Origin of the sequence: uncultured Streptococcus sp., assembly GCF_963511325.1 — a bacterium.
Classification (GTDB): Bacteria; Bacillota; Bacilli; order Lactobacillales; family Streptococcaceae; genus Streptococcus.
In genome coordinates, this window is the sequence record NZ_CAUPII010000020.1 from 1 (window position 1) to 22006 (window position 22006).

Below are 22006 nucleotides of genomic sequence, written 5' to 3' on the forward strand. Positions count from 1 at the left end.
GCAATTCTGGCTGAACCAAAGATTCGCCTTCGTGACCCTCTTCTTGGGTTCCTTTGGCTGTAAGCTCGCCGGTGTAGGCTGGCAATTCTGGCTGAACCAAAGATTCGCCTTCGTGGCCTGCTTCTTGAGTGCCTTTAGCGCTAAGTTCGCCTGTATAGGCTGGCAATTCTGGTTGAACCAAAGATTCGCCTTCGTGGCCTGCTTCTTGAGTGCCTTTAGCAGTAGCAATTTTCTCTGACTGGTCTTGGAAATCTGATGCTTTAAAGTAACCTACGTACTCGTATCCTTCAATTTGAATGACACCTTTTGCCAAGTCCTCTTGACTACTTCCAGCAATCGTTTGGTTATAAGACACCAAGATTTTATTCTCAAAGGCTTGAGCTGACTGAGGGATAAAGTAACTACCACCTAGAGCTCCAATAAAGAGAATACCCAACATTTTATTACGATGTTTTTTAGACATCACCACAACAACCAAAGACGCTGTTGCAAAACCAAGAGTTGCTAGGGCCAACTCCTTGCTTCCAGTGTTCGGCAATTGTTGAGAATTCACTTCCTTTTTTCTGTAAACAAGATAGACAACATCATCTTGCTTTAAATCTGAAGGAAGTTCGCGATGGATCAAAGCCTTTTCTGCTTCTGTCAATTCTTGTTCAGCCAAATAACGGTAATGAACTTGGTTTGGTGCTGCCACTTCGTTAGCTGCAACAGTTTCAACTAAAAAGTTGTTTGCTCCCAAAAGAAATGTCCCGATAACTGCAGAACCTACACCAACTGAGAACTTCCGAATAGAGTATTTAATAACTTTATCAAACTGCATTTTTCTGTTTTTCATTTTAAATCTTTCTAATGTGATCTATTGGATATTGAGCACGCGCCCCTCCAATGAGTTTTGGTCGACTAGCAAGTGCTGTCACATGAGCCAGACCAATATCTCTTAAGACTGGTCGAATGGGTACCTGAACATGTTTGATATGCATACCGATAGCTGTATCACCAATGTCTAGACCAGCATCTGCCCTGATAAATTCGACCTCCACGGGATCCTTCATATAGCGAAAGGCGGCCAATTGACCAGAACCTCCTGCATGTAAGGTCGGGAGTACACTCACAATCTCCAACTGATGTTTTATAGCTACTTCTCGTTCAACAACTAAAGCCCGATTGACATGTTCACAACCTTGAACAGCCAGATGAATTCCCTTAGCCGTCAATAGTTCCAACATAGTCTTGACAATAAGTTCACCGATTTCCTGACTCGAATCTTTTCCGATGTGTCCTCCCAGCACTTCACTCGAAGACAAACCCAAGACAAATAGTGCTCCCTCCTGTAAAGAAGCCTTGTCTAGTACATCTTCAAGAATCTGCTGTGTTTCTATTTGAATCCGTCTTTGGTCCATATTTCACCTCGCTTTTTTCATTCTATCATATCGTTTTTCATCAATTTTAGCAAGATTGGAAGACATAGGAATACCATTTGCTAGGATTCAAAAACTATATGAGGGCTCTTTTCAAAAACTGATTCTAATCTCTTTCACTTCCCAAGACAACATAAAATGTCATCTTGAAAACAAAAAAAATATAATAGTTTAGTAAAATAGTTGATTTAACAACATTTACACCTAAAAGATTTGTCAATTGATTCGATTATAAACTACCGAAAAGCAACTTCTATCATTCTACCCCATTTCTTACTTTTAAGCTACTACTTTACCTTATTTTTTGGACTTTTTTTCTACTTTGTACTAACCTTTGATCATTCAGAAAACTTTCATGAAATTATGCTAAAATTTTAATTCTACTATCAAATTATAATATAGCAATTTTTTGAATACAAACTGTATCCAATTTTTTAAAAATAGATTTTACAGAGAAGATAACAAAAGGCAGTGGGACAGAAATCGATAGACAAAGTCTAGATTTCGTAGTCCCAGCCCCGCGAGGATGATTAGGAGCTTTTTGGAGTCTAATACTCAATGAAAATCAAATAGCAAACTAGGAAGCTAGCCGCAGGCTGTACCTGAGTACGGCAAGGTGACGCTGACGTGGTTTGAATTTGATTTTCAAAGAGTATAAAAGACGAACAAAAAGTTCAATCAGCTACCGCGTCAAAGTTTGATTGCTAATAAAAAGTGAGGTCGGGATCTTTTGTCCCAACCTCTTTTTCTAGATTAAACTTTTTGGAGTCCTTTGACGGCATCGTGGTTGATGATGATTTGACCGTATTCTTGAAGGACTGAGCGACTGATATCACTATCATCCGCAAATTCTCGCATGCGAGCCAGTAACCAAGCAGGATAAAGATTTGGACGATCCTCTACATCCACTAAAACTGTCAAATAGTATTGATCATTCATCTTATATAGCTCTGAAGTCTCCATTTGGTAATCAACTGTTTTAGCGAAAGAAACCAAACTAGATAAATCGTCAAAGCGTAAGATATAGTAGATATAAGGCTCTCTCTTTCCTTCTTCTGCTTCGAGGGCTTCATCAAGCACTGCTTCCTCTTCCTTTTCAACTTGCTCTAAAGATTGAATGGCTTCAATATCATCTTTAGTTTTTTCTGCCATGGTTTTCTCCAAGGTTTTTAAAAACTCATCTGGAGACATTTTAGCCAACTCATCCATATCAGGAAGATCTGCCAAATCGTCAAAATCTAAATTCTGGTCGATCTTAGATTTTGTCACAAAAACATCAACCTTGTCTGGCTTAGGTGTTACTCGGAAGCTAAGCATACCTGTATCCAAGAAGCTATCTGGCATCTCTAGCTCATCCAAGATGGCATAGAAAAATTCTTCTGTTTTCTCTTGCGGAACGAGAAAGTCTGCGATTTCCATTCCACGATCCATCAAATCTTCTAAAGACATGGTGATCTTTAATGTCGTATCACTGATTTGTTTCATTTTCATAGTTCGTAACCTCATACTTTCAGTTCTATCTATTATACAAGATTTCATAGATTTTATCAAAAGAATGGCGTTGGAATGTGATATAATACTAGTATCTATTTTAGAATATAAGAAAGAAAGTTTCATGAAAAATATAAAAGTTAATGCTTTGGCTAGCTTGCTGGTCAACATCTTGAATATCGTTTTTCCTTTGATTACTAATCCCTATCTAACGCGGATTCTTAGCAAATCGAATTACGGTTACTTCAACACTGCCAACACCTGGGCAAGCTTTGTCATTCCACTCGCTGCCTTTGGGATTTACAATTATGGGATTCGAGCCATTAGTAAAGTTAAGGATGACAAAAACAAGATCAATTATGTCTTTTCTAAGTTATTCTATATTTCGCTAATTACTTCAGTTGTAACAACAGTTATCTACTTCCTCTTTATTCACTTTGATACCAGTATTGTCAACCTCAAAATCCTTTATTATATCCTTGGAATCCAAGCACTCTTTCAATTTCTAAATATCGAGTGGATGAATGAAGCCTACGAGAATTATTCTTTTATCCTTTATAAAACACTGGTTATTCGGATTGGAATGTTGGTCGCTATCTTCGCTTTCGTTAAGACACCTGATGATATCGTCCCTTATGCTACCATCATGAGTGCGACAACTATCATCAACTATCTGCTAAGCTTCCTCTGGATTAAACGAGAGGTCTCCTTTGTTAAGATTGAGTTCATCGAACTTCTCAAGTCATCTAAACCTCTCCTAACTATGCTCCTTCTAGCAAATGCTAATATGCTCTATACCTTACTAGACCGTATGTTCATTACCAAAGGTCCTGATGAGAATTACATCTCATACTACACCATCGCCTCCAGTATCGTTATGCTGATCGCTAGTGTCCTTAGCGGAGCTATCAACGTCAGCATCCCACGACTTGGTTATTATCTAGGAAAAAAAGATTTTACTTCTTATAAAAATTTGGTCAATCAGGGCGCATCCCTCTTTTACTTCCTCATGATTCCTACCAGTATTGGTATTATGGTTTTGGGAACCTATGCTACAGTTATTTACTCTTCTGAGAAATATCTAGAAGCCGGAATTGTAACAAGTGTCTTTGCCTTTCGTACCATTATCTGGGCCATAGAATTAATCCTTGCTAAACAAATTATCTTTATCAATGACCATGAAAACCACTTGACTGCTTTCTACTTTATCGGAGGTGGTGCAAATATTCTATTTAACTCCTTGCTGTTTTTCAATAATATCTTCACTCCTGAATACTACATTGGAACAACCGTTCTAGCTGAAGCAATTGTGGTTCTGCTAGAGATTCGCTTTATTAGGAAGTACAAACTATTGGATTTGAAAGAGATTTTTACAACCTTAACTCGCTACACAATCGTGTCACTCGGTTTCATCCCAATTTATTTTGTTTTTAAAACCCTCTTCCAAGTTCATAGCTATGAAGTTACGATGAATATGATCTGCATGGTTCTTTCTACAATCGCAGCTTGTGGCATCTATTACGCCATCACCCTCTTTATTATCAAAGATAAAACACTTCATTATGCGCTCGACCTAGTTCGTGCTAAGATTAAAAGAGGATAGAGGTCATTAGCCTTCTCAAAAATGTTCAAATTAAATATTATGTAACAAAAAGAAGACCTTACAGAGTCTTCTTTTTTCTTTACGGCCTACACAATAAATACCCACTCAATAAGCTTGTTAGAGCAAACGAGGTCAAGACAACACCGACCTAGCTTTAAAAAAATTAGAAAGAGTATCACTTACAAATCTACTGTTAGTACGTTCCCAGCTCTCACGACTTGCTCACCTGCAATGTAGACGTCATCAACATCACTGGATTTGACAGCATAAACGAGGTGAGACAGCATGTTTTCTTGCGGTTGGAGATGGATTTTGCCTTGGGGTTGAATAACGAGAAAGTCAGCTTGCTTGCCGATTTCCAAACTACCAATCTCATCTTCCATTCCCAACACCTTAGCACCCTCGATCGACAGGGCCTTGAGGGCAGTTTCAATTGGAAATTGGCTGGCATCACCACTCTTCATTTTCTGTAAAAGGGCTGCCGTGCGTCCTTCCTCAAACATATCGAGGTTATTGTTAGAAGCAACTGAGTCAGTCGCAATCCCGACTGGCACTCCTGCCTTTTGAAGTTGGACGACTGGTGCAATCCCTGAGGCTAGTTTGAGGTTGCTGATTGGATTGTGGGCGATAGCGACTTGCGAATCTGCCAAGCGGGTAATTTCTGCTTCATTTAACTCAACACCGTGAGCAAAGACAGCTTTATGGTCTAAATACCCAAGTTCATCTAGAAAGGCTAGTGGGCGTTTGCCATAGCGTTTCAGGATAATACCTGACTCTTCCTGGGTTTCTGCAACATGGATATGAAGAGGAATGTTTTCTTCTTTTGCTAGGTCAAGACTTGCCTCCAGCAAGTCTCGATCACAACTATAGGGCGAATGAGGGGCCACCATAACCTTGAAATTTGGGTCTTGATAGCCTTTGATTGTCTCGATGACAGCTCGAGTTCTAGCTATAGTTTCAGCCGTCGTCTCCACATCTGAAGAAAAGAGGGTTGGAGAAAAATAGCAACGCATCTTGGATGCCTTGACTGCCTCATAAATCTCAGCTATATCCACTCCATTAGGATTGTACATATCATTGAAAGTTGTCGTTCCTGACTGGAGCATCTCTGTTAGTGCCTCTTTGACGGCCTTTGTAGTCATCTCTGGTGTGAATTCTGCTTCTGCTGGCCAGATATAGTCCTCTAGCCATTCGTGGAGATTGCTATCGTCACGAATGCCTCTCAAGCCTGTCATGGCAGAGTGAGTATGGCAGTTAACCAAGCCAGGCATAATCCAGGCACCCTGACAGTCTATTATTTGATCTGCTTGTTTAAGAATCTCTTGATTTTCCTGACCGACATAGACGATTTGGGATTCTTTGACAGCCAAAATCCCATCTAGATAGACATGGAAATCTTGGTCACAAGTCACGATATTTGCATGCTGAAAGACTTTCATCCCTAGGCTCCTTTTCTATATAAGTATTCATACTGGATAATTTTTCTAGCTATTGTAACAAAAAAGTCACCCGAAGGCAACTTTTATTTTGTATTTGCTTAAGAAACTAGGTAAAGTCTATTCTGGACTAAAAGCGGCTGCTTGCTGCATTTGATAGTATTTGCCTTTTCTCGTCATGAGTTCCTCATGATTGCCATATTCGACAATATCTCCATCGACCAAGACAAGAATCAAATCAGCATCCTGAATGGTCGATAAACGGTGGGCAATGATAAAGCTCGTCCGCCCCTTCATGAGTTTGGCAAAGGCGTCCTGAACCAGCACCTCTGTCCGGGTATCGATGGAGGAAGTCGCCTCATCTAAGATAAGAATCTTAGGAATGGCTAGAAAGACGCGGGCAATGGTTAAAAGCTGAGCCTGACCAACAGACAAGGATTCCCCTGCATTTTCAAGCTTGGTATCATAACCATGTGGCAACTGTTGGATAAAGAAGTCTGCGTTAGCTGCCTTGGCTGCCGCAATGACCTGCTCTCGGCTAGCATCAGGATTTCCAAAGGCAATATTGTCATGAATGGTTCCTTGCTTGAGCCAAGTTTCTTGAAGCACCATCCCAAACTGCTGTCTCAATGATGATCGGGTACAGTCATAAATCGAATGACCATCTAGCAAAATATCTCCAGAGTTAATCGGGTAAAAACGCATGAGGAGATTGATGAGGGTTGACTTCCCTGCACCCGTTGGCCCAACGATGGCAACCTTGCTACCCTCCGGAATGTCAATAGACAAGTCCTTGATTAAGATCTTTTCAGGATTGTAGCCAAAGGAGACATGCTTAAAGGAAATAGCTCCCTTGACTTGGTCGCTGTTCAATTCTTTAAGACCAGTTTCTCTAATCTCAGGGCTTTCTAAAACAGTATAAACACGTTCTGCACAAGCCAAGGCACTTTGCAACTCAGCTAAGACCGATGAAATATCATTAAAAGGCTTGGTGTACTGCTGCACATAATTCAAAAAGGTCACTAAACGCCCAACCGTCAAAGTAGAACCTGCCATGATGCGTAAGGCTCCAACACCAGCAAGTAGGGCATAAATGAGGGCATTGACAAAACGGGTGGAAGGATTGACTGTCGAAGAATAAAAGATAGCCGACTGAGAATAACCTGCGTAGTTGTCATTTGCCTCATGAAGTCTCTCGATAAATTCTTCCTGAGCATTGAAGGACTGGATAATGGCCTGTTGGGTGAGCGATTCTTCTATCAACTGAGTCTGAATCCCCCTAGTCTCTGTCTGCTTTTGAAAGAGATGGTAGGATTTCTTAGCGATAAAGCGTGAAATGACCATAGATAGAGGTGTTAAGAGCAGAACCAAGAGAGTCATCAATAGATGGATTTGGAGCATAGCAAGGATGCTGACCAAAATCATCAAAACTCCTATGAAAAATTGGTTGAAAATCATATTCAGACCCGCTGCCAACTGCTCGATATCTGTCGTTACACGGCTGACCATTTCCCCACTACCTTGTCTATCTACAAGGGCAATCGGAAGACGATGGAGCTTTTCAATGATTTTTTCGCGCAAATCTCTAGTATAGGAGAAAATCAGTCGATTATAGAGGAGAGGATTGGCCCATTGTACCAGCGTATTTCCTATCACCACCAAAATCATCTGGAGGAAAAACTGCCAAAATAGCTGAGATGAACCATCGACTAGGACTTGGTCAATCACCTGTCCTATCAAGATTGGTAGATAGATTGATAGGGCTACCTGAGCAATGGTACCTAAGAAAGCCAGGAAAAGAAGGACGGGATGGCCAGCTAAATCTTTTGCTAATCGTTTAAGGGTTTGACTTGCATGTTTGCCTTTCATTCTAGTCCTCCTTTCCATGTTGGGATGCATTGATTTCACGATAGACTTGGCTAGTCTCCATCAATTCCTTATGATTTCCAAGTGCTAATTGCTCCCCTTTCTCTAAAAGGAGAATTTGATCAGCAATCTTCAAGGTTGAAGTTCGTTGGGAAATCAAGATCAAGCTGGTGTTTGGTAAGTTATCTTGAACAGCCTTCAGAAGATTGGACTCAGTAATGGTATCAAGAGCAGAAGTCGCATCATCCAAGATGAGGAATGGTGCTCGACGCAAGACTGCCCGGGCAATCGATAAACGTTGCTTTTGTCCACCTGAAAAATTACGACCGCCTGCTTGAACCTCTGCGTCCAACTGACCTTCCTTTTCACTGACAAAGTCCTTGGCCTGAGCAATTTCCAAAGCCTGCCAGAGTTCTTGGTCAGAGACAGTTTCTTCCATACCCAGAGTCAAGTTAGAACGAATGGTTCCCTTAAAGAGTTCAACCTTTTGAGAAACATATGCCATCCAGGACCGCCATTCAGAAAGATTGCGAGGACTACGTCCATCTCGATAAAGGGAAATACTTCCCTTATCTGCCGGATAGATCCCAAGTAGGACTTGTACCAAGGTCGATTTACCAGAACCAGTCCCACCGATGATTCCAAGAATTTGTCCTTGTTGCATAGCAAAAGAAAGATTTTGCAAGGATGGTTGAGCAGCATCTGGGTAGGTAAAGCTCAAGTGTTCAACTCGTAAGGACTGGTTCGAGGAAGTTTCTTTTTGAGCAATTTCTGCCAGTATATCTTCAGGTTTTTCAGCGAAGACTTCTTTAATCCGCTTGGCAGAAATATAAGACTGGTTGAGTGAATTAATGAGCATGGCTAGTTTTATCAACTCTACCAAGATTTGTAGAAGATAGTTAATCAGGGCAATCAAGGCGCCTTGACTGAGGAGTCCGCCTTGGATAGAAATATAGCCATTCCAGATAATCACTAGCAAGGTTCCATTGACGATCAAATAGGTCAAGGGGGGCAAGAGAGTGGACCAATAGCCTGTTTTCATTTGGATAGCTGTATAGACTTGATTGAGTACTTGGAAGTTCTCGATTTCTCGTCTTTCTTGGCCAAAGGCACGAATCACACGCATACCTTGTATCTGTTGGCGTGTTTCCTGAACCAGCTGGTCTGTTTTCTTTCTCAAAATACTATAGAGAGGATTGACCAAGCGTGATAACACGACAATGACAAAGGACAAAATGGCAACCATGACCAAAAACCAGAAGGTCAATTCAGGCGAGAGACGATAAGCCATAAAAATGGCACCAAAAACAATAATAGGCGCTCTTAAAAATAGGCGTAAAAATTGATTAATCCCTGTCTGAATCTGATAGGTATCTGAAGTCAAACGCGTCACCAAACTCGAGGTCGTTAAACGGTCTCTACTATCCTTGGGCAAGGAAAGAATATGACGATAGAGGTCATTGGTCAACTCCTTGGCAAATCCTACTGCTGCCTTGGCTGAGTAAAACTGAGCAACTAAGGCTACCAAAACGCCGATAACCGCAAAAACAAAGAGGAAACCCATTTGCATCCAGAGGTGACCCTGATCTTTTTTGGGGATAGATTGGTCGACAATCCCAGCTATCACCATGGGAACCAAGAGTTCAAAAACGGCTTCTAGCAACTTAAACAAGGGTGCTAGAAATGACTCCTTGAGGTAGGGTTTAAAGTAAGAAAGTAATTGTTTCATGAGTCCCTTCTATTTCCAAAATGAAGAAGGTGGAAAAACCACCATCTTTTTACTTATTCAAATATGGAAGCAGGTAGCCATAATCAGCCTCTTCCATTTCATCCTTAGCAATGAATCGTAAAGAGGCAGAATTGATACAATAGCGTAAACCACCTAGTTCCTGAGGTCCATCTGTAAAGACATGTCCCAAGTGAGCATTACCCGAACGTGAACGGACTTCAATTCGCTCCATCCCGTGACTCAAGTCTTGATAGTAATGGATAAGCTCTTTAGAGATTGGTCGGCTAAAACTTGGCCAACCACAGCCTGAGGCAAACTTATCCTTGGCAAAGAATAGCGGCTCACCAGTGGTGATATCAACATAAATTCCTTCCTCAAAAGTTTGGTCGTAGGCATTGCTAAAGGGAGCTTCCGTCGCAGCTTCTTGGGTAACTCGGTAGGACTCTTCTGATAAATTTTCCCGTAAAACTGCCTGACTAGGTTTTTCATAGTTTGCTGCATCTATCAAGGGGTTTTCAGCATCTCTCACATCGATATGGCAATAACCACCAGGATTTTTCTTGAGGTAGTCTTGGTGATAGTCCTCAGCCAAGATATAGTGACGAAGCTTCTCCACTTCTACCGCTATCTTGCGACCGAGCATGCGCTCCTGCTCTTGGACAAGAGCATAGATAGTTGGCAAATCCTCTTCATCTAGGTAATAAATTCCTGTGCGGTATTGACGACCACGGTCATTTCCTTGTTGGTTGACAGATAAAGGATCAATGACTCGGAAATAATAAAGCAAAATCTCACGGAGCGACACTGTCTTTTCATCATAGATAACTTGCACAGTCTCTGCGTGATCTGTTTCTTTAATTAATTGATAATTGGTAGTTTCTACCTGACCATTAGCATAACCAACACTGGTTTGCAATACTCCAGAAATACGGGAAAAGTATTCCTCTAAGCCCCAAAAGCAACCACCTGCTAGATATATTTCTGCCATCTCATACCCCCTTGACCATCTATCGGTCAGCAAAAGTGGGAAACATTTCATATCCCATGTTTCATTTTCAAAAAAAGGACAGGAAGCCCTCTAATAGAGAGTTTCCCCATCCTATTGCTAAATTTATTTTGCTTCGACGCGAACGCCTTCTGTGTCTACTTGCAAATCATGAAGCTTACCTTTGAACGGTTGCTTTTCAAGCTCAGCCTTAATTTTAGGCATCTTATCAGGCTCAGCTAGAACCATGACAGTAGGCCCAGCACCAGACAAGTAGGTCGCATAAGCACCGTTTCTCTTGGCAACTTTTTTTATGGTCGCAAATTCTCGCACCAAATCTTGGCGGTAACGCTCGTGGAAAAGATCACTCTCGATAGCTTGACCAGCTTTGACCATATCTCCTGTCAATAGAGCTGCGATAGCCACATTGGCTATTGAACTTGCTGCAACAGCTTCCTTGTATGATAATTTCTTAGGCAAGACACCACGACTATCGCGAGTTCGCAATTCATAGTTTGGAATATAGGCTAGGAAGGCACACTCTGGGAAAGGCGCCACTACTGCTGAAACCTGACCTTCAACTGAGCTGGCAATAACCAGATTTCCGTAGATGGCTGGTGCAACATTATCAGGATGGCCTTCAATCTTAGTCGCCAATTGCAATTTGTCGTGATCGCTTAATTTAAGATTTCCTAATTGATTTGCCAGTTCAATCCCTGCAACGATGACAGAACTAGAAGAACCTAGTCCACGTGCAAGTGGAATATCACTAATCATTTTCAGACGTCTTGGTTGTAGGTCTGGAACGATTTGTAAGGCAATCTTTAGCAAAAGATTACGTTCGTCACGTGGAATCCATTTACCTAGTTGGTGCTCAATCATCCATTCTTCACGTTCTTCACAAACCTGAATTTCTAGATACTTAGTTACAGCTACACCAACCGAGTCAAAACCTGGACCCACATTGGCACTTGTAGCAGGTACAATAATCTTCATCTTAGTCTCCTAAAACCTTGAAGGTGTTGAGAAGTTCAAATTCAGCTACACCCTTCAAAGCTGCTGTAATATTTTCAAGTTGTGCCTTGTTGATTTTATGAGTGATGATGACAACACGAGCCTTGCCTTCTTGCTTACCATCTTGCAAGATTTGCTTGAAGGAAATATCTTCTGCATTAAAGAGCTCAGCCAATTTCAAGACTTGACCTTTTGAATCTGGAGCCAAGATTGAGAAATAGTAGTTGGCTTTGACATCTTCTGGCTGAGCCAAAACAAGGTCACGATGATATTCGTTGAAGGCTTTTCCAATTGTACTGTCATTCAAACGACGAACGATACGAACGATATCAGCTACGACACTCGTCGCAGTTGGTTTTTGTCCGGCACCTGGTCCGTAGTACATAGATTCACCGATACCAATAGACTCCACAAAGACTGCATTCATGACACCATTGACACTTGCAAGTGGGTGAGCCTTAGGAAGGAAGGTTGGTGTAACCTCGGCAGCGATTCCAGATGGTGTTTCTTCGATAGAACCTACTAATTTAACCACATACCCAAGATCTTGGGCAACTGCCACATCTTCTGGAGTGATGTTGCGAATTCCTTGGTGGCCTACATCTTCAAACTTGACATTCATCCCAAAAGCAAACTGGCTGAGGATGACCATCTTGTAGGCTGCATCAATCCCGTCAACGTCATTGGTAGGGTCACTTTCAGCAAAGCCAAGTCGTTGGGCTTCTGCTAAAGCATCTTCATAAGACCAGCCTTCTGTTACCATTTTGGTCATCATGAAGTTAGATGTTCCATTGACAACACCAAGAACACGTGTGATTTTATCTGATGCTAGTGAGTTAACCAAGGTACGAAGGATTGGGATTCCTCCCGCAACAGCTGCTTCGTAGTATAGGGCAACATTGTGAGCTTTGGCTACCTCAAGCAATTCTGCACCATGGACTGCTAAAAGATCCTTGTTAGCTGTCACGACGTGTTTCCCTGCTTCTAAAGCACGAGTGATAAAGGTTTTAGCAGGTTCGATACGTCCCATCAACTCAACAACAATCGTGATGTCTTTGTCTGACAAAATTTCATCGATATTTGTTACAAAATTAAAATCATTTCCTGCTTCAAGCAAGCGGGCTTTCTCTTGATCGTCTTTGACCAAAACTTTAGCTACTTCAATTTCTGACTGGGCTGCTTGAACAATTTTTTCTCTATTTTCCTTTAGTAAGAATGGCACACCACTGGCTACTGTACCAAATCCAAGTAAAGCAATCTTAACTGACATGTTTGTCTCCTTGAAATTTTCTAATAGTCCTATTATACCAAAATTGTGAGAAAATTCCTACCATTCTGAACTAAAAATAGAAGCATCAAATCATAAAAAAGCCTGCCCTGATTCAATCAAGAGCAGACGCTATTTTCAATCTATTTTACAAAGACCATTTCCTTGTCACTAGACAGGTCGTCTCGATAGGTAAAACCTGCAAAACTGAGCTTTTTAATCTCTTCAACCGAAGCTACCTGACCTTCCATCAAGGCTGTTAAGAAAGCCCCTCGGGCTTTTTTAGAAATGGTTGAGTGGATTTTTAGTTTTCCATCTCTATCTTCCATGAACTTGAAGGTCACCATTTTCTCACGGATTTCTTTAGGGAAGACAGTTTCAAACTCCGAAGACAAGAGTGAAAAGATTAGTTCTTCACCCTTCACCGACTCTTCATAAGCTGATTGCCAGTGACTTTTCAAGCTTTTCCCAGCAATTTTAAGCTTCATCAAAAAGTCCAGTCTGTGAGGTGCAATCGGTGCAAAGGCTGGAATCACACCGTAAAGAGCTGACGTTATCATGAGGTGTTTCACCAGATAGGCTTGTTCAGCCTTGCTTAGATTGTCCCGTTTGATGTTGCGATACATGAGTCCATCAAAGAGGTGCAAGGCTGGATAGTTTGTAGCCGTTCCATTTTTCAAAGCCTGGATATGGTCATACTCCTCTTGTGCTTTTTCAGCAGAAATTTTGTAAAAACTTTCCAGCTCTTGGGCAGAATATCTGGCCAATTCATACAGCACTGCCTGACTTTCAGGACGTAATGGCCTAGCCTCTAAACTAGGGATTTCGGTATTCATTTCTTTTGCAGTTGGGATTAGAATTTTCATAGTGTTAGTGTAGCATATTTTTTTAGGACTACCAAGGATTTGTACTTAAAAGAGAGTGGGACAGAAATCGGTAATTCGTTAGAATTCGATTTCGTCGTCCCACCTCCGCACAGTTGAGTAGGGCTGTAAAAGCTGATGAAATCAGCGTAGTAGAGCCCACTCAACCACTGCGTCTTGCTCGACAATCCAAAGACAATTGAGAGGCTAGGACTTTTGTCCCAGACTCTTCTTTCCTTATTTTGGCAATCCTAACCAGATTGCAAAGAGAACTAGTGCTGTCCCAAGGCAGCTTGCCAAGATAGATGACAGATTAAACTTTTTCTCCTTTAGATGAGAAAATCCTATCTTCAAAGCGAAAAGACCAAGCAACATCGAACCAATCATCAGATAAAATCCCATTTGACTGTCCTCCATTTATTATTCTTTCTTTCATTATCACAAATTTCAAACAAGAGTGCAAGAAAAACGAGGTTGTTTCCTTAAGCTTGAAGGATGTACCCTGATCTGGGATACAATGCCTATATGATAATCCCTTCCAAATGATCCAATTCATGCTGACAAATCTGAGCAGGAAATCCTGTCAGGATAATGGTTTGCTCTTGCCAATGGATGTCTCTGTAGCTTACTGTAATTTTTTCATACCGAGTTGTTGGTCTCACTCCTGTCAAAGACAAACAACCTTCCTCTGTTTCGTATGACCCTTCAAAAGATTTGAGAACTGGATTAAACATAACCATGGGAATCATTCCGATATTAAAAATAATAACACGTTTTTGTACCCCAATCATATTGGCCGCTAGTCCAACACAGCTTTCTCGGTTAGCCTGTAGGGTATCCTGCAAATCCTTTGCTAGGGGTAAATCTTCCTGACTAGCAGTCTGGGATACCTGCGACAAAAACAAGATATCTTTTACAATTTTCTTTTCCAAGATTCTTTCCTCCATACCATATCATTATCTTTGATTATAGCACAAAATCTTTGGCAGTTTATCTTTATATAAATAAAAAGCCATCCGAAGATGACCTTTCATAAGTGATTAAATCGCGTTTTTATCTTTTCCAAGTGCTCGTTGAACTGCTTTAACAATCTCAACAAGGACCACAATCATAAGTGCTCCTACGGCAACAACCATCCATTGAGTCAAGCTCAAGTGTGACACGTGGAAGAGATTATTAAATCCAGGAACCAAAATTGTCACCACAAAGAGGACAAAGGCAACTGGGATAGACCAGTTAAAGGTCTTGTTCGTAAAGAGTCCCACTTTAAAGATTGATTGGTAAACCGACTTAACGTTAAAGGCATGGAGCAATTGAATCAAACCGAGAGTTGCAAAAGCCATGGTAAGGGCATCCGCATGGATTTCTGCATGACTTTGGTGCTCTGGGAAGAGAAGAGCCCAACCATAAACACCTAAAACGAGCATCGTTTGGAAGATCCCTTGATAAATGATTGCTCCGAAGACACCACCATCAAAGAAGTTAGACTTACGTCCACGAGGTTTGTGAGTCATAACGCCTGGCTCAGCTGGTTCAACCCCAAGAGCGATAGCTGGAAGCGTATCTGTTACCAGGTTAATCCATAGCAAATGCACTGGTTGAAGCACATCCCAACCAAATAGGGTTGCAAAGAAGATAGTGAAGACCTCAGCCATATTGGCAGACAAGAGGTATTGAATTGATTTTTGGATATTTGAGAAGACCTTACGTCCTTCTTCTACCGCTACGATAATGGTTGCAAAGTTGTCATCGGCAAGGACCATATCAGAAGCACCCTTAGAAACCTCTGTACCAGTAATCCCCATACCGATACCGATATCAGCTGTCTTAAGTGATGGCGCGTCATTAACCCCGTCACCTGTCATGGCAACAACCTTACCTTCTTTTTGCCATGCTTTCACAATACGAACCTTGTGCTCAGGTGATACACGAGCGTAAACAGAGTATTGTTTGAAGACCTTTTGGAATTCTTCATCAGTGAGTTCATTCAACTCAGCTCCAGTGAAGACATGGTCTTCTGTATCATTTGGATCGATGATTCCAAGACGTTTGGCAATAGCTTCCGCTGTATCTTGGTGGTCACCCGTAATCATGATTGGACGGATACCCGCTTCCTTAGCAACACGAACAGCTTCTGCAGCTTCTGGGCGCTCAGGGTCAATCATGCCGACCAAACCAGAGAAGATGAGGTCAGATTCAACAATTTCAGATTCCAAGGTTGGAATTTCGTTACTTGTCTTGTAAGCCATCATCAAGACACGGAGGGCTTGTTTAGCCAAGTCTTTGTTGGTTGCAAGGATAGCATTTTTATCTTCTTCTGTGATTGGGCGAACTTCCCCATTGACTTCAATACGAGTCACGCGCTTGAGCAATTGGTCAGGCGCACCCTTGACAGCGATAAAGTAAGAACCGTCTGCTTCCTTATGAATGGTAGACATGAGTTTACGGTCTGAGTCAAATGGCAATTCAGCTACACGTGGCTCATCCTTCAAGACTTCACGAACATCAAAGTTGTGGTCCAAACCAAACTGTACAAGTGCTGTCTCCGTTGGATCACCAATCAGCTTACCAGATGGGTCCACCTTGGTATCATTGGCAAAGTTCATGATGCGAAGGGTATTGTTGCTAGCAGCAATCTCAGCTGCTGAGCTTTGCAATTGACCATTAGTATAGACTTTTTCAACCGTCATTTGGTTCATGGTCAAGGTACCTGTTTTATCAGATGCGATGATTTCTGTTGAACCAAGTGTTTCAACCGCTGGTAATTTACGAACGATTGAATTACGTTTGGCAAGGGTTGTTGTTCCCAAAGAGAGAACGATGGTTACAATGGCAGGGAGACCTTCTGGAATCGCCGCAACCGCAAGGGCTACTGCAACCATCAAACCTTCTAATGGATGTTCCCCACGGACGAAGACACCAACCAAGAAAGTGATAATCGCAATCACAACGATTAAGTAAGTCAAGGCTTTAGATAATTGTTCCAAGCTTTGCTTCAATGGGGTTTCAGTCTCATCGGCATTTGCCAACATATCCGCAATCTTACCAACTTCTGTATACATACCAGTATTGGTTACGACACCAATACCACGACCGTAAGTTACGTTTGAGTTTTGGTAACCCATATTAACGCGGTCCCCAATACCAGCATCTGCTTCTACCACTTGAGTAATATCTTTTTCAACTGGTACAGATTCACCAGTAAGAGCAGCTTCTTCGATTTTAAGAGACGCCGCTTCAAGCAAACGCATATCGGCAGGAACTACATCTCCAGCTTCTAGCAAGACGATGTCCCCAGGCACCAATTCTTTTGAGTCAATCTCAATGACATGACCATCACGACGAACACGAGCCATCGGGCTAGACATATTTTTTAACGCTTCAATAGCTGCTTCAGCTTGACCTTCTTGGTAAACACCAAAGGCTGCATTCAGGACAACTACGGCCAAGATGATAATGGCATCTGTTAAACCATCCATTCCTTCTGTAATGACAGAAAGTGCCGCTGCTGCTAGCAAGATGATGATCATCAAATCCTTAAATTGATCAAGGAATTTAGCTAATAGGCTACGTTTTTCGCCCTCTTCTAACTCATTTCGACCATAAGTCGCTAAGCGTTCTTGAGCTTGAGCAGTTGACAAACCTTCGACAGATGAGTCCAAATTCTTTAGGACTTCCTCAGAAGATTGCGTGTAAAACAAGTCTTTATTTTGTTCTTTTGACAAAATAGTCTCCTCCTTTTTGGCCTCTTTTTACAAAAAAAGAGACCTGTTTTTTAAAAAAACAAGTCTCGCTGTTTAATATAGTGCCGGAAATAATTCGTAATGACGACACTATCGCGGTTAACCGCCAGCTACTCCCTTGAGTAGTTCTATTATAACAGATTTTCAAAAGTTTTCAAGTGCTGGGGTGGGATTATTCATCATAAGTACGATCGCTAATAATATATCTAGGACGACGCTTAGTTTCTAGATAGATTTTTCCAATATATTCCCCGATTACACCGAGACTAATGAGTTGAACCCCGCCAAGTAAGCTTACAATGGCGTAGGTACTAGCCCAACCGGCCACAACTGTACCAGCAAATTTACTCCACAGAACCCAGATTATCAACAAAAAACTAAACAGTGAAGTCATAACACCCAAGCTGGTAATCAAGCGAATGGGTTTAATAGATAGGCTCGTAATCCCGTCCATTGCTAGACCAAGCATTTTAGAGAGTGGATAGTGACTCTCACCAGCAATCCGCTCATAGCGTTTATAAGTTACAAACGAATACTTAAAGCCTACAAGAGGCATAATTCCACGAAGGAATAAGTTTACTTCTTTAAACTTAGCAAGTTCATGAATAAATCGTTTGGAGACTAAACGATAGTCGGCATGATTAAAAATGACTTCTGCCCCAAATAAATGCATCACTTTATAAAAACCTTCTGCTGTAATACGTTTAAAAACTGAATCTGTATCTCGGTTATCCCGAACGCCGTAAACAATTTCTGAACCGTTTTTATATTCTGCAACCATTTGATCCATGCAGTTGATATCATCTTGACCATCAGCATCAATCGTAATCACGATATCCGCAAATTCTGCAGCTTCGTACATTCCAGCCAGGACACTACTTTGATGGCCACGATTGCGACTTTGAGAAATACCTACTACATATGGATTCGATGAAGCATATTCTTGGACGAGTTCCCATGTTTTATCCTTACTGCCATCATTTACGTACATCACCTTACTAAGTGGATGAATTTCTTGACTCTTCACCAATTCCTCAACCTTCCCAACAAACATCGGATTTGTATGAGGTAACACTTGTTCTTCGTTATAACACGGAATAACGATATATAAAATCGGATTTTTTCTACTCATCTTTGTCTCCTAGTTTTTCCGATAGATTTTCATTGTATCGATTTGTTTGTCTTCATGATAATTTTTTTGAATAAATTCCTTTATATAGGAGTCTGTCAATCTACCATAATCCCACTTAGAATCAAATACAATGTACTTTGGTGGATTCGTTTCAAACGATTCTTTGAAAGACTCAATAATTGGAGTTTCATCTTTCAATGATGGAACAAAGAAGAATTTTGTACTAGATAGTCTTTCACTATAGAGATAAATAATCCCATTCAATCGATGAGAATAAATCCTATCATTCTTGTCTGAGTGATCTCGTATATAGTTAGCCACCTCTTTTTCATAGACAGAAACATCAACATAGCGATTATTTATTTGACTTTTTATGGACTGAATTTCACCATAATAGATTAACCCTAACCCAACAATCGAAATGGCAAAGTACTTAAAGATGTTCTTCTGCACAAATTTATCTAGTGTCAGACTAATATAAGGTATCATCAACGGGATAATCACTAGTAGATAATGTAGGTATGGTCGCTTTGATACTAGCGATAAAAATAGGCAAGATAAAAATATCAAATGATAGATCAGTATCTTACTTGAATATCTTTTCCATGCCACAATAGACGAAATGAGAATCATGAAATTAATTTGCAAAGCATTTGCTTTTTCCATATACCATAATAGTACCTCTCGAATCGTTAATTGCGAGCTTTCCTTAGAATAAATAAAATTCATTATCACGGATTGATAAAACATCTCCCATAAGGATCCTTGTAACTGCAAATAAATACATAATGGAACTACAAATAAGGAAGTACCCAGTAAAAATAATCCTACTATTTTCGCTAAATAGAGAAATTGCTTTTGATAAATGGATTGAAAAAGAATAACTAATGCAAAGGCCAACCATATACCAATCATATTTGCTTTTGTAAAAAGTACTACTGCAAATGATACTCCTGTTAATACTATTTCAATACTTTTCACTTTTCCGTGTAAAAAAAACTTTAGAAAAATGTATAGAGAATATGTTAAAAACGGCAAAACATACCCTTCTAAGCCCCATCCCCCTTCAAAGAAACTCACAAAAACAATGAAAAGAATGACAAGAGTAACGATTGAACTTTTCCAGCTTGTAAATATTCTTGAGATGAAATAAGATATGTAAAAAAATACTGTTATAGAAAACAAATACAAAAATTTAATCCCTAAAGGACCGCCTAAAACATATCCAATATAATTAATCAAAAAAATCACAGGACCTTTATGATCAAATAAATCCAAATACATTTTCTGTCCATGACTCATAGCATATCCAAAATATTCAAAAATACTAGCGTCAAGTAAAGGCAGTCCTTTACGAACACTTGTTGCCATTGTTAACCAAACGAATATGGTTAATAGCACAGCTGAAAAAAACGCAACTAACCTATCAAATTTCAAAATTATCTCCCTCTATTTTTAGAACTTCTTCTGATATCTGTGTGTAAAATAAGTCTGTATTTTTTATCAAAACAGTCTTCTCATGATCTCTTTTTACCAAAAAGCGACCTGTTTTTTAAACAGCTCTCACTGTTTCATATAGTGCCGAAAATAATTCGAAACGACGACACTATCGCGGATTCCCACCAGCTACTCCCTTGAGTGGTAGTATTATATCAAAAATTGTCAAGTTTTCAAGTGCTGGACTATAGTTACTCGTTATCTTCACCATAATCACAATCATTGATAATATATCTTGGATACCACTTAGCTATCAAGAGATTTTTTCAATATGTTTATCAATGATATCTTAAGATTCCGTCAATAATTGTGTGTAAATACTTAATTGCAACTACAAAGTACTGATCGAATAACCTTTAAAAAAATTACAATAACAGTTTACAATATATTTATTGACTTTTCTTGCAATTATAAGTCACAGATAATGAATAGTTCTAAATTATATTAGTTAGAGAAAAGTACTTTTTATTTTTTAGTTATTGAAAAACTTACTATTATTTGTTACTCCTTCTTTTTAAGGTTAGTATAGATGTTATTTTCTCTAGTCCATTAGCAGCAGTAGGAATCAAAAGTAGAACATATATAAAGACATATTGACTCTTCGTTTCCCATAGAAGATGGAAAAAGAACCCTCCAAGAAAGAAAACAATTGTAATCAGTTCAAAGATAGAAAACTTTTTACTAATAATATAATAGATTACAGCTATTAAAGTTAGTAAGTAAATAGAAACAGTAAAAACTTTGCCAAAAGAATTTAAAAAATAGTAGCCACTTTTTTCTTCATAAATACTTTTCAAGAGTCTAGAATTCTGTATATTTCCCCTTTCAGGAAGAGGTCCTGTCCAAATTGATTGGAATGTCGGTTCCAACCATGTTGATAGAATTTTTTTATAGAAAAATTTTACAGCAAACATCGGTTGTTTATAGAAAGTTAGCAAATTTTCTTTTAAATCATTTTTAGCTTGCTGGACAGCCTTAGTTTGATCAAAATCATTATTGATTAGTAATGATGAATTGTAGCCATCCCACCAACCTCCGAGACTAGGTACATTAGGGTTATCTTGCGTTCCCATAGTAATGAAAGAAATCATAGGTGCCCCTTGGGGAATAGGATTATGAGTTACCTTTTGATAATAGCTCTTCAAAAGAAATGAAGACATGGGAATACTTATTACTATTAAGAATGTCACAAGTAATTTTCTCCATTTCATATCTTCTAAAAAGTTGAAGATTTGAATCAATATAATAGCAATGACAAAAATGTAATAATTATTTCTAATTAGACATGCTAAAACAAAACTAACTATGCTCATTAACGCATTATAATAACGAGAAGTTTCATTGTATTTTAAAAGGTGATAATATCCAAATACAACTAAAAATAATCCTGGTATTGTTCCATACGCAAATGTCAAAAAGAAAAAATGTGGGAAAAATAAGAATGATAAAATGATACTGTAATTCGTAACCAACTTATTCTTAAAAAGTTTCAAACTTATTTTATAAATATAAAAATTAGTCCCTATAATAAAGAGTAGATTAATAAAATAAATCAGTTTTTCGCTATCATATAGAAATATGTATATTCTTTCTAATGTGGTTAATCCTAATTGATGTGGATATAAATATAGATACCCTTCTTTATTAGTTAAACTATCAAAAATACCGCTATTAAATTCTTTTGCAGCTTGATAAACATTGTAAGCATCCGCTCTTAATCCACCTACTAATCGATAAATCAGAAAGAATCCTACGATCAGATAGGCAACAGAAAATATTAAAATTAACTTTTTAGATGATATTTTCTCTACATTTTCTCTACAATTTTCTTACTTTTAAAAAGCACCAATATAAAAAGAAAAATTAATAATGGAAAATACCAAGTTGAATTATAAAATTCTATTTTCTCTTTTCCAGATAGTGGCATATATACTGTAAAAAATAAAGAGGATAAAATGAGTA

Annotated in this window: 17 protein-coding genes; 1 reads left to right on the forward strand and 16 read right to left on the reverse strand. The window is 39.5% G+C overall.

The window, feature by feature from the left end; genetic code table 11:
* The 3 genes from RQ973_RS06595 to mecA form a co-directional block, all read right to left on the reverse strand.
* A partial coding sequence (locus RQ973_RS06595; protein ID WP_311523279.1) for a YSIRK-type signal peptide-containing protein occupies window positions 1-835 on the reverse strand: 835 nt, incomplete at its 3' end.
* Window position 836: 1 nt separating this feature from the next.
* A complete protein-coding gene (locus RQ973_RS06600; protein ID WP_075231412.1) occupies window positions 837-1400 on the reverse strand; it encodes a TIGR01440 family protein in 564 nt (187 codons plus the stop codon).
* A 771-nt stretch (window positions 1401-2171) separates the two neighbouring features.
* Window positions 2172-2909, reverse strand: coding sequence for an adaptor protein MecA (mecA, locus tag RQ973_RS06605; protein ID WP_311523280.1), 738 nt, complete (start codon window positions 2907-2909; stop codon window positions 2172-2174).
* A gap of 124 nt (window positions 2910-3033) precedes the next feature.
* On the opposite strand from mecA, the gene RQ973_RS06610 reads away from it, so the two are divergent.
* Window positions 3034-4512 (forward strand): oligosaccharide flippase family protein, encoded by a 1479-nt coding sequence (locus RQ973_RS06610; protein WP_075231414.1) that lies wholly within the window; start codon window positions 3034-3036, stop codon window positions 4510-4512.
* A gap of 179 nt (window positions 4513-4691) precedes the next feature.
* Here RQ973_RS06610 and RQ973_RS06615 read toward each other — a convergent pair whose 3' ends face one another.
* From RQ973_RS06615 to RQ973_RS06675, 13 genes are all read right to left on the reverse strand, one after another.
* Window positions 4692-5951 carry a TRZ/ATZ family protein gene (locus RQ973_RS06615; RefSeq protein ID WP_075231415.1) on the reverse strand — a complete coding sequence of 420 codons (1260 nt, stop codon included), beginning with the start codon at window positions 5949-5951 and terminating at the stop codon, window positions 4692-4694.
* Between the two features lie 117 nt (window positions 5952-6068).
* Window positions 6069-7817, reverse strand: coding sequence for an ABC transporter ATP-binding protein (locus RQ973_RS06620; protein WP_075231416.1), 1749 nt, complete (start codon window positions 7815-7817; stop codon window positions 6069-6071).
* 1 nt (window position 7818) lies between these two features.
* On the reverse strand, window positions 7819-9543 hold the full coding sequence (locus RQ973_RS06625) for an ABC transporter ATP-binding protein (RefSeq protein ID WP_075231417.1): 1725 nt from the start codon (window positions 9541-9543) through the stop codon (window positions 7819-7821).
* 49 nt (window positions 9544-9592) lie between these two features.
* Complete coding sequence (msrB, locus tag RQ973_RS06630; RefSeq protein WP_311523282.1) at window positions 9593-10531, reverse strand: peptide-methionine (R)-S-oxide reductase MsrB; 939 nt, start codon at window positions 10529-10531, stop codon at window positions 9593-9595.
* A 123-nt stretch (window positions 10532-10654) separates the two neighbouring features.
* Complete coding sequence (thrB, locus tag RQ973_RS06635) at window positions 10655-11524, reverse strand: homoserine kinase (RefSeq protein ID WP_311523284.1); 870 nt, start codon at window positions 11522-11524, stop codon at window positions 10655-10657.
* 1 nt (window position 11525) lies between these two features.
* On the reverse strand, window positions 11526-12812 hold the full coding sequence (locus tag RQ973_RS06640; protein WP_311523285.1) for a homoserine dehydrogenase: 1287 nt from the start codon (window positions 12810-12812) through the stop codon (window positions 11526-11528).
* 140 nt (window positions 12813-12952) lie between these two features.
* On the reverse strand, window positions 12953-13675 hold the full coding sequence (gene yaaA / locus RQ973_RS06645; protein ID WP_311523286.1) for a peroxide stress protein YaaA: 723 nt from the start codon (window positions 13673-13675) through the stop codon (window positions 12953-12955).
* Window positions 13676-13909: 234 nt separating this feature from the next.
* On the reverse strand, window positions 13910-14074 hold the full coding sequence (locus RQ973_RS06650; RefSeq protein ID WP_006155852.1) for a hypothetical protein: 165 nt from the start codon (window positions 14072-14074) through the stop codon (window positions 13910-13912).
* Between the two features lie 119 nt (window positions 14075-14193).
* A complete protein-coding gene (locus tag RQ973_RS06655) occupies window positions 14194-14604 on the reverse strand; it encodes a peptide deformylase (RefSeq protein ID WP_311523290.1) in 411 nt (136 codons plus the stop codon).
* 108 nt (window positions 14605-14712) lie between these two features.
* Complete coding sequence (locus RQ973_RS06660; RefSeq protein ID WP_311523291.1) at window positions 14713-17397, reverse strand: cation-translocating P-type ATPase; 2685 nt, start codon at window positions 17395-17397, stop codon at window positions 14713-14715.
* A gap of 190 nt (window positions 17398-17587) precedes the next feature.
* On the reverse strand, window positions 17588-18547 hold the full coding sequence (locus RQ973_RS06665; protein ID WP_311523292.1) for a glycosyltransferase family 2 protein: 960 nt from the start codon (window positions 18545-18547) through the stop codon (window positions 17588-17590).
* 9 nt (window positions 18548-18556) lie between these two features.
* Window positions 18557-19984, reverse strand: coding sequence for a hypothetical protein (locus RQ973_RS06670; RefSeq protein ID WP_311523293.1), 1428 nt, complete (start codon window positions 19982-19984; stop codon window positions 18557-18559).
* 554 nt (window positions 19985-20538) lie between these two features.
* A complete protein-coding gene (locus tag RQ973_RS06675) occupies window positions 20539-21516 on the reverse strand; it encodes a hypothetical protein (protein WP_311523294.1) in 978 nt (325 codons plus the stop codon).
* Window positions 21517-22006 lie beyond the last annotated feature (490 nt).

What these genes read in the sequence shown, in the direction of transcription:
- RQ973_RS06620 (WP_075231416.1), bottom strand. Translation starts at nt 7,817, where the DNA reads ATGAAAGGCAAACATGCAAGTCAAACCCTTAAACGATTAGCAAAAGAT.
- RQ973_RS06625 (WP_075231417.1), bottom strand. Translation starts at nt 9,543, where the DNA reads ATGAAACAATTACTTTCTTACTTTAAACCCTACCTCAAGGAGTCATTT.
- RQ973_RS06610 (WP_075231414.1), top strand. Translation starts at nt 3,034, where the DNA reads ATGAAAAATATAAAAGTTAATGCTTTGGCTAGCTTGCTGGTCAACATC.
- thrB (WP_311523284.1), bottom strand. Translation starts at nt 11,524, where the DNA reads ATGAAGATTATTGTACCTGCTACAAGTGCCAATGTGGGTCCAGGTTTT.
- mecA (WP_311523280.1), bottom strand. Translation starts at nt 2,909, where the DNA reads ATGAAAATGAAACAAATCAGTGATACGACATTAAAGATCACCATGTCT.
- RQ973_RS06640 (WP_311523285.1), bottom strand. Translation starts at nt 12,812, where the DNA reads ATGTCAGTTAAGATTGCTTTACTTGGATTTGGTACAGTAGCCAGTGGT.
- RQ973_RS06615 (WP_075231415.1), bottom strand. Translation starts at nt 5,951, where the DNA reads ATGAAAGTCTTTCAGCATGCAAATATCGTGACTTGTGACCAAGATTTC.
- msrB (WP_311523282.1), bottom strand. Translation starts at nt 10,531, where the DNA reads ATGGCAGAAATATATCTAGCAGGTGGTTGCTTTTGGGGCTTAGAGGAA.
- yaaA (WP_311523286.1), bottom strand. Translation starts at nt 13,675, where the DNA reads ATGAAAATTCTAATCCCAACTGCAAAAGAAATGAATACCGAAATCCCT.
- RQ973_RS06665 (WP_311523292.1), bottom strand. Translation starts at nt 18,547, where the DNA reads ATGAGTAGAAAAAATCCGATTTTATATATCGTTATTCCGTGTTATAAC.
- RQ973_RS06650 (WP_006155852.1), bottom strand. Translation starts at nt 14,074, where the DNA reads ATGGGATTTTATCTGATGATTGGTTCGATGTTGCTTGGTCTTTTCGCT.
- RQ973_RS06600 (WP_075231412.1), bottom strand. Translation starts at nt 1,400, where the DNA reads ATGGACCAAAGACGGATTCAAATAGAAACACAGCAGATTCTTGAAGAT.